The sequence below is a fragment of the Kamptonema animale CS-326 genome (genome assembly GCF_028330895.1).
In the GTDB taxonomy this organism is placed as follows: Bacteria; Cyanobacteriota; Cyanobacteriia; order Cyanobacteriales; family Microcoleaceae; genus Kamptonema; species Kamptonema formosum.
Genome location: NZ_JAQMUA010000132.1, coordinates 1 through 6,430, shown reverse-complemented (window position 1 = coordinate 6,430; position 6,430 = coordinate 1). Strand labels below are relative to the sequence as shown.

The 6,430-nt window shown below is 43.1% G+C and carries 8 protein-coding genes; 3 read left to right on the top strand and 5 right to left on the bottom strand.

Translation table 11 applies throughout. From position 1 onward, the window contains the following. Positions 1–197: 197 nt before the first annotated feature. Entirely contained in the window at positions 198–1,175 is a 978-nt protein-coding gene (locus PN499_RS07945) for an ABC transporter ATP-binding protein (RefSeq protein WP_007358505.1), read from the bottom strand. Between the two features lie 114 nt (positions 1,176–1,289). Here PN499_RS07945 and PN499_RS07940 point away from each other — a divergent pair, with 114 nt between their 5' ends. Both PN499_RS07940 and PN499_RS07935 read left to right on the top strand, forming a co-directional pair. After that, positions 1,290–1,460, top strand: a complete 171-nt coding sequence (locus PN499_RS07940; RefSeq protein WP_007358508.1) for a hypothetical protein — start codon at positions 1,290–1,292, stop codon at positions 1,458–1,460. Beyond that, positions 1,457–2,038, top strand: a complete 582-nt coding sequence (locus tag PN499_RS07935) for an ARC6/PARC6 family protein (protein WP_272031207.1) — start codon at positions 1,457–1,459, stop codon at positions 2,036–2,038. The genes PN499_RS07940 and PN499_RS07935 overlap by 4 nt, the downstream gene beginning before the upstream one ends. Positions 2,039–2,475: 437 nt before the next feature. Here PN499_RS07935 and PN499_RS07930 read toward each other — a convergent pair whose 3' ends face one another. Both PN499_RS07930 and PN499_RS07925 read right to left on the bottom strand, forming a co-directional pair. Further along, the gene (locus PN499_RS07930) at positions 2,476–3,405 is read right to left on the bottom strand and encodes a phosphoribulokinase (protein WP_272031205.1); all 930 of its coding nucleotides are present in this window, start codon (positions 3,403–3,405) and stop codon (positions 2,476–2,478) included. Positions 3,406–3,819: 414 nt separating this feature from the next. Beyond that, the gene (locus tag PN499_RS07925; RefSeq protein WP_272031204.1) at positions 3,820–4,653 is read right to left on the bottom strand and encodes a GNAT family N-acetyltransferase; all 834 of its coding nucleotides are present in this window, start codon (positions 4,651–4,653) and stop codon (positions 3,820–3,822) included. A gap of 85 nt (positions 4,654–4,738) precedes the next feature. Here PN499_RS07925 and PN499_RS07920 point away from each other — a divergent pair, with 85 nt between their 5' ends. Continuing rightward, a complete protein-coding gene (locus PN499_RS07920; protein WP_272031201.1) occupies positions 4,739–4,993 on the top strand; it encodes a hypothetical protein in 255 nt (84 codons plus the stop codon). A gap of 56 nt (positions 4,994–5,049) precedes the next feature. Here the strand turns inward: PN499_RS07920 and PN499_RS07915 are convergent, their stop codons facing one another. Beyond that, positions 5,050–5,385, bottom strand: a complete 336-nt coding sequence (locus tag PN499_RS07915; RefSeq protein ID WP_272031200.1) for an NHLP leader peptide family RiPP precursor — start codon at positions 5,383–5,385, stop codon at positions 5,050–5,052. Between the two features lie 245 nt (positions 5,386–5,630). After that, a partial coding sequence (locus PN499_RS07910; RefSeq protein WP_334311663.1) for a lanthionine synthetase LanC family protein occupies positions 5,631–6,430 on the bottom strand: 800 nt, incomplete at its 5' end.

Genomic DNA, 6,430 nt, shown 5'->3' with positions numbered 1-6,430 from the left:
TACCAGTCCTTATGGAATCAGCAAAAGTTAGAGGAATTACTGCGTTAGGCAGGAGGCAGGAGGCAGGAGGCAGGAGGCAGGAGGCAGGAGGCAGAACGAAGTATTTTCGTCAAAAAACCCGGTTTCTGTGGTTGGTTGCGTAAGTCCTGTAAGTGCTAACAATAAAATTGTCAAGAGTCATGATGGCGGTTCCGAGATCAACTGCTGGAATGGATACCACGCTGTTGTAACTGCTGGAGAAAAAACTCTTCTAAACTAGGTCTAGCTAGGTTCATACCTATCAATTGCGCTCCCATCAGAGTGAGAGTAGCGATAAAATCTTGGGGGCTAGCTTGCAAATGACCGTACCAGACCTCACCCTCCAGTTCTAAATCGGGTACCCATTTTTTAAGTACGTTTAAATGGCCACCTTTACCTTTAACATGGTAGGTTTCAGTTGTTCCCAACAGTTCATTAAGGTTGCCAATACAGATTAATTCGCCTTGGGCGAGGATACCGATGCGATCGCAGATTTGTTCCACATCTGAGAGGACGTGGCTATTAAAAAAAATTGTCTTCTTCTGGGCTTTGAGCGATAAAATAATCTCACGCATTTGATAGCGTCCCATCGGATCGAGACCCGACATCGGCTCATCGAGAAAGACTAACACTGGATCGTTAATCAGTGCTTGAGCCATGCCAATCCTTTGCAGCATTCCTTTAGAATATTGGCGCAACTGTTTTTTGATTGCTGCTGACTTAGCTAGCCCCACCAAGTCTAACAAATCGGGAATGCGCTGGCGCTGCACGGAGGCTGGAATTTGGAACAATCCAGCGGTAAACTGTAAGAATTCCCAGCCAGTGAGATAATCGTAGAAATAGGGATTTTCTGGGAGGTAGCCAACTCGCTGTTTGACAGTGCGATCGCCCAATGGTTGACCCAAAAGCAGCCCCCACCCAGATGTAGGCCGCACGATACCTAGCAGCGTTTTCAGCAGGGTAGTTTTTCCCGCACCGTTTTGGCCCAAAAGTCCGAAAGTTTCCCCCTGAAAGACTGTCAGGGTGCAGCTTTTGAGAGATTCAATTTTTTGATTCATCCAAAAACCAGTGCGGTATAGCTTGCCAAGTTGAGAGGTTTCTACCGCTGGAGTTGGTTCTGGCTTGTTGATGGGGATTAAATCTACAGCAGTATCCATAGAGGGCGTTAGTCTGTGCTTTTAATACTGATTCTAATCTGGTTCGAGGCGCGATCGCGAATCCTCCCAATTTGAGATAATATAGACAATAGATGTGCCTACATATTGCTGGACATGGATCGATCGAAGATTATTGCTATTGTCACTGGTGCGATTTCTGTATTTTTAGCGATCGCCTACCTCATCCTCGTCCAACTATTAGACTTCCGAGGCGAAATGCTACCTGCACCCCAAAGTCAACTAACGCCATCAGTGGAAATTGCCTATTTTCCCGCACAAAAATGAAACTGAGAATTTTCGCGATCGCAGCCTTCTTAATTCCTCTGAACTCAGTAACGCCAATTCAAGCTGCTACCTTCCCCATTTTTAAGGAGAATTGGCAAACTCTCAACTCTCCTCTAATTAAGGAGAAGGGAGAGGTATATTCGATCGCGGCTTCCCCAACCAAAGGTATAATTCTTACTCAAGCTAACACCAACAGTGCAGCCCTTACTTTAGGACAAGCTGCCGATATCATTAGTCGCTGGCTGGATACCAAGCAAAAAGTATTTGCTCCCCCCTTCGATCGTGAAAGCCTTGCTAGCCTGACTACAGGTATTTTGTATGCTGACACTGTTAAAGCCATTGAGTATTTGAAAAACAACAAGGCTTACTATCGCTACGGCGTTCAAAAAGTTGAATCCGTCGAACGGTTTGCAGCGTCGGGAAACAAAGCAACTATTGAAGTTAGAGTTACCGAAGATGTCACCCTTTATCAAAATGGTCAAGTCGAGAATAGTAGTTTTAATACCAAACTGGTTCGCTACAGTTTAGAGTATTGGGATGGCGTGTGGAAAATAGCTGATGCCCAAGTAATTTATTAAATGAAGGAAGAAGGAAGAAGGATGAAGGAAGAGGGATGAAGGGAGAGAAAAAATTAGCTATCTTAGAGATCGGAAAACTTTACTGTAACTTTATATAACTAGAAAACAACCTCGATTTTTTAAAGAGTTGGTAAAGTTCCCCTCAAACTACTTGTGCTGTTAAGCACAACATCTTATCCTACTTAATGAAACCAATAAGAAATTATAGTAGCTTTTATTTGCATGAGGAACAATCTGCTAATTGTTAACTGTTAACTGTTAATTGGGGAAATTTTCTCCCCATCCTCCCCATCCTCCCCATCTCCCTCTCCTTCTTCCCCATCTCCCTCTCCTTCTTCCCTAGCCCCTAGCCCCTAGCCCCTTCTTCAAAAGCATAAAAAAGTTTCCCCGAAATATAGCCAAAAAACCCAGTTTCTTCAAGAAACCGGGTTTTTTTCTTAATAAGCTTGCGTTGCCTTAATCATGTGATAAGCAATAAGCAATTGCGTCAAAGCTAGGGGATAACTCTGAAGCACTTCCCCAGTTGTACCCACAAGTTTACCGATTTCAGGGTTGCCTTCCGTGCTGCAAAATCCCCGCAAGTGAGGCATTTCATTACAGAGAATCTTCTCTAATTCATTCACCTGTGCGCTTGTGGCGTGAGAATCCACTTCTAAAACATCAACAGGTTTACCCATATCCCGATCCAATCCTAAGCGAATTGCGGGTTTGAAACTGGCACTACCTCGATCTAAAATCTCAGTAAAGTTAGGATGAGGAATAGTTGGTCTGAGCACCAAGCGCACGTTAAGATTAGAAGCGTCTTCCTCATCGGGCGGGTAAAATGTAACAACTACATCTGCCGTTTTCCGCTGGGGACGGATGAACTCTTCAGAATCAGGCTCGCGTTTTTCTAGTTCTGCTCGCACTTGTTCTTCCGTGTAGCCCCGCTTCATAGTATCGCGCTTGATCTTCCACTGGGCGCGTAGTGACTCAGGGGGAGCCAGGTAAACTTTAACATCGTAGGATTCCCTCACTCCGCGAGTAGCATAACCGAGTAACCCTTCCATGATCACAAATTTACTTGGCTTAATATACTCCGGGGGATCGAAAGCACCCGTCGTGTGGTTATAAATTGGTTTGAGGATGGGTTGTCCGGTTCGCAGCAGAGTTAGGTGTTGCTGCATGATATCTAAGTAGTTGCAATCGGGGTGCAAAGCTGTGATCCCAATTTCGGCCCGCTGTTTTCTGTCGTATCGGTGATAGTCATCGGTACAGATGATGGTAACGTTTTCTGGCCCTAAGACTTGGGCAATTCCCCGCGTTAGAGTAGTTTTACCCGCTGCGCTGTCACCGACAATACCAAGGATAATTGGACGATTGCTCATAATTTTCACCCCGCCGCATTATAGTAAGTTTGTTGTAAACTTTAGATTGTATCAAAGTTATGGTCATTAGAATAGAGGGGAGCGCTTGGAGTTGGGTAACTGATTCTACTTTGCCAGGCGGAGCAAGTGAGGGTGGTAAAGGGGAGTTGGTCGGAATTAGGCATTGGTAAAATAATAAAGTTCTATAAATTTTTGTGACGTTAAAATGCAGATGCCTGTAAATCCTCTGAGGATTAGTAAATCGCGATCGCCAGTAATAAGTGCCTTAGTATTGGCAGATAAATCACTCAGCGATACTTCATAGGCTATAACGAAATTATACTAATTTTCACAAGTTATCCAGCAGGTCGAACCCCTGTAACTTCCCTTAAATAGAAATTTATGTTAAGTGGATTTACTTATAATCCTCATTTTTTAGACCAACACTTTAGAGGAACCTTTAGTTTCAACGATCTCAGTCATGTAGGGCAGCATACGCCGTTGCATAAAACTTACCATAGGACTATTGTCTTGTTGCACAGTCCAAATCCCATAGGGAATTCCACTATCGTAATGATACTTAATTGCTTGAGCTAATAAACAAATAGCACGCCCCATCTTTTGCAATTCTTTCTTTACAAACAATCTACTATATCTAATTGTGTCGGGTGCTAAGCGATGAGTAATCATCCATCCTACCACTTCTCCTTGATAACGAAGACCTAAACTATTGAGCGGTTCAATAATTTTTTCTTCAGAAAAAGGGGAGAGAATGTCTGGATACCAAGGCTCGGCTTGCTGTTTTCTTAATATTTCTCTTCGTTCACCTTCTGTTAAATCGCGCCAAAAAAACGTCGTCAAGGAGTCAGGAAGGCTGCATCGAGACATCCAATCTGCTGATAGCATCTGCTTTGGCGTAGCTTTACAGATAAACATTCTTGGCTGGGGAGGACTCCAATTGCATTTTATCAGCAGGCTTTCTATGGCAGGTGTTGTGGCTTTGTCTGTTGTATAGCTTAAGTTGGCGGTAGTACAGCCGTGTTTAACTAATATTTGTTCTAATTGAGCGAGCATTGCTCTAGCAATTCCTAAACAGCGATGTTTGGACTCAACGAAAATAGAAAGGACTTCAGCATTATGTTCTTCGGGTAAAATTTCAGCCAGCACTAAACCCACAGGCTGACCATTATTGTTGTTAGCACCAATCGCCACAAATGGGCTTTTACCATTTAATAATTTTAAATAATTCCTATAGGCAGGATAGGTCATACCTAGATAATTTGCTGCTGTAAAAAGATTTAAACTATTTATTGAATACATTGACATTTATTTCTGATTGAAGAGGAAAAGGTGGATGAGACTTGGAGGGAATGAAGGAGTCATAAGGAAAGTTTTTATAGCACGTCTAAATGATTTGTACAATCAAGGTAGAGGCAATCTCTCCGTGGTTGCCCCCGATCGATCGGGGGTAGGCAGGGGCGCTACCCTACAAGTTTGTACGAAGGATTTAGGCTTACTATATAGATTTTTCCCATCTCTCCACCTTTTTATTACTTTAAGTATTTCTCTGCAAGTTGGTAATGGTTTTGAAGAACTACTCAAAAAGTGATTCATCTCAGAACTACTATTAAATGCAAAGAAGCTAGATTGAGTTTGATGCGATTGTCAACTGCAAGTAGGCCAAAGTATGACCGATACAGCCCCTCCACGGCTGCGTCTTCGTCCACCCGCGACAGCTTCTAATTCCGAATCAGAAAGTTCTTCACTGTCATTTGTTGTCGGTTTAGCAGGTAGCACTAGGTAATAGGTAGTTGGCGTTTCTTCTACTATCTGGATGTTGACTCCTGGGATATTATCCAAACCCATTTCCTTAGCAACGACTGCTGTGGGGTTACTGAGTAGTTCTTGCTTAAATGACTCGTCCTCCCAAGCTTTGGCAATCAGTTTGGCTTGTAGTTCTTCACGAGTCATTGGTTCTGGTTGAGATGTTGCTGAAGTCATGGGAAAAAACCTCTATTTAGATGTTGTACATGACTGAGGTGGCATGACAAAGCTACCTCAAATTTAGTGTGGTTTTAGGGTAACACTGGTTACAGCCCTTAATCGCGATCGTTACAAATTTGTAATATTTTCAGAGTAATTTGGACAAATAACTCTCTTGGCATTGAATTCATTAATGTTGTTCCTAAGTATTGAAGCTAACTAAAAAATAGAGAGTTAGGGAGTAATAACCAAGTTATTCTGGATTAGTTCCACAATAATACAGAAGGAAGTAAATTTGGGTGTGCTAATCGTAATAGTTGATAGCCAATCCCCGCCGTACCGCGAAAGAAACTTGGACTGTAAAAATCTCCTTCAATTTGGGGATACAGAGAAAAATGACCTAAATGTTTTGCTCTAGCTATTAGATAGGAAGTTTGTTTTTGGGCAAGTTCCCACAAATCTGAACGCGATAGTTTTTGTGCAGCCACCATTAGCAATTCTATTCTGCCAAAGTTGCCACAGCAGAGATGATCTATACTTTGTAAACCAAACTGCTGAGTTGTGTCTGCTGCGTCGGCGATTTCTTGCAAAATTTGGGCAGTTTCCAGAATCTCTAAGCTACCTAAACGAGCTAAACCAATTCCAGGTGCGCCATGACACCAGCTTGTCATAAAACTAGGTTGCTGTTCGTTTGGGTTAAAAGATCGGAAGTCTGGCCAATTTTTAGCGCTAGCAGAAAAGACGCTGGCTTCATAGGCTTGTGCTTCCTGTGCAGCTTTGAGAAACACCGGCTCGGAGGTGGATTTATACAGCCGTAGCAAGGCGTAGGCTATCCCTGCTGCGCCATGAGAAAATCCGGTTAATAATTTTGATTCGACACTTTGCCAAGCTTTCAAGCCAGACTGAGTGCAAGCAGTACGGTGATTTAGCAAGTGATGACCACAGGCGATCGCAGTATCTAAAACAATAGGTTCCTTGATGACGGAATGTAAACTTAGTAATCCTAGTATTGCTCCGGCTGCACCTGCCAAAACGTCAAAAGTGCGATCGCGCGCGATCGCTT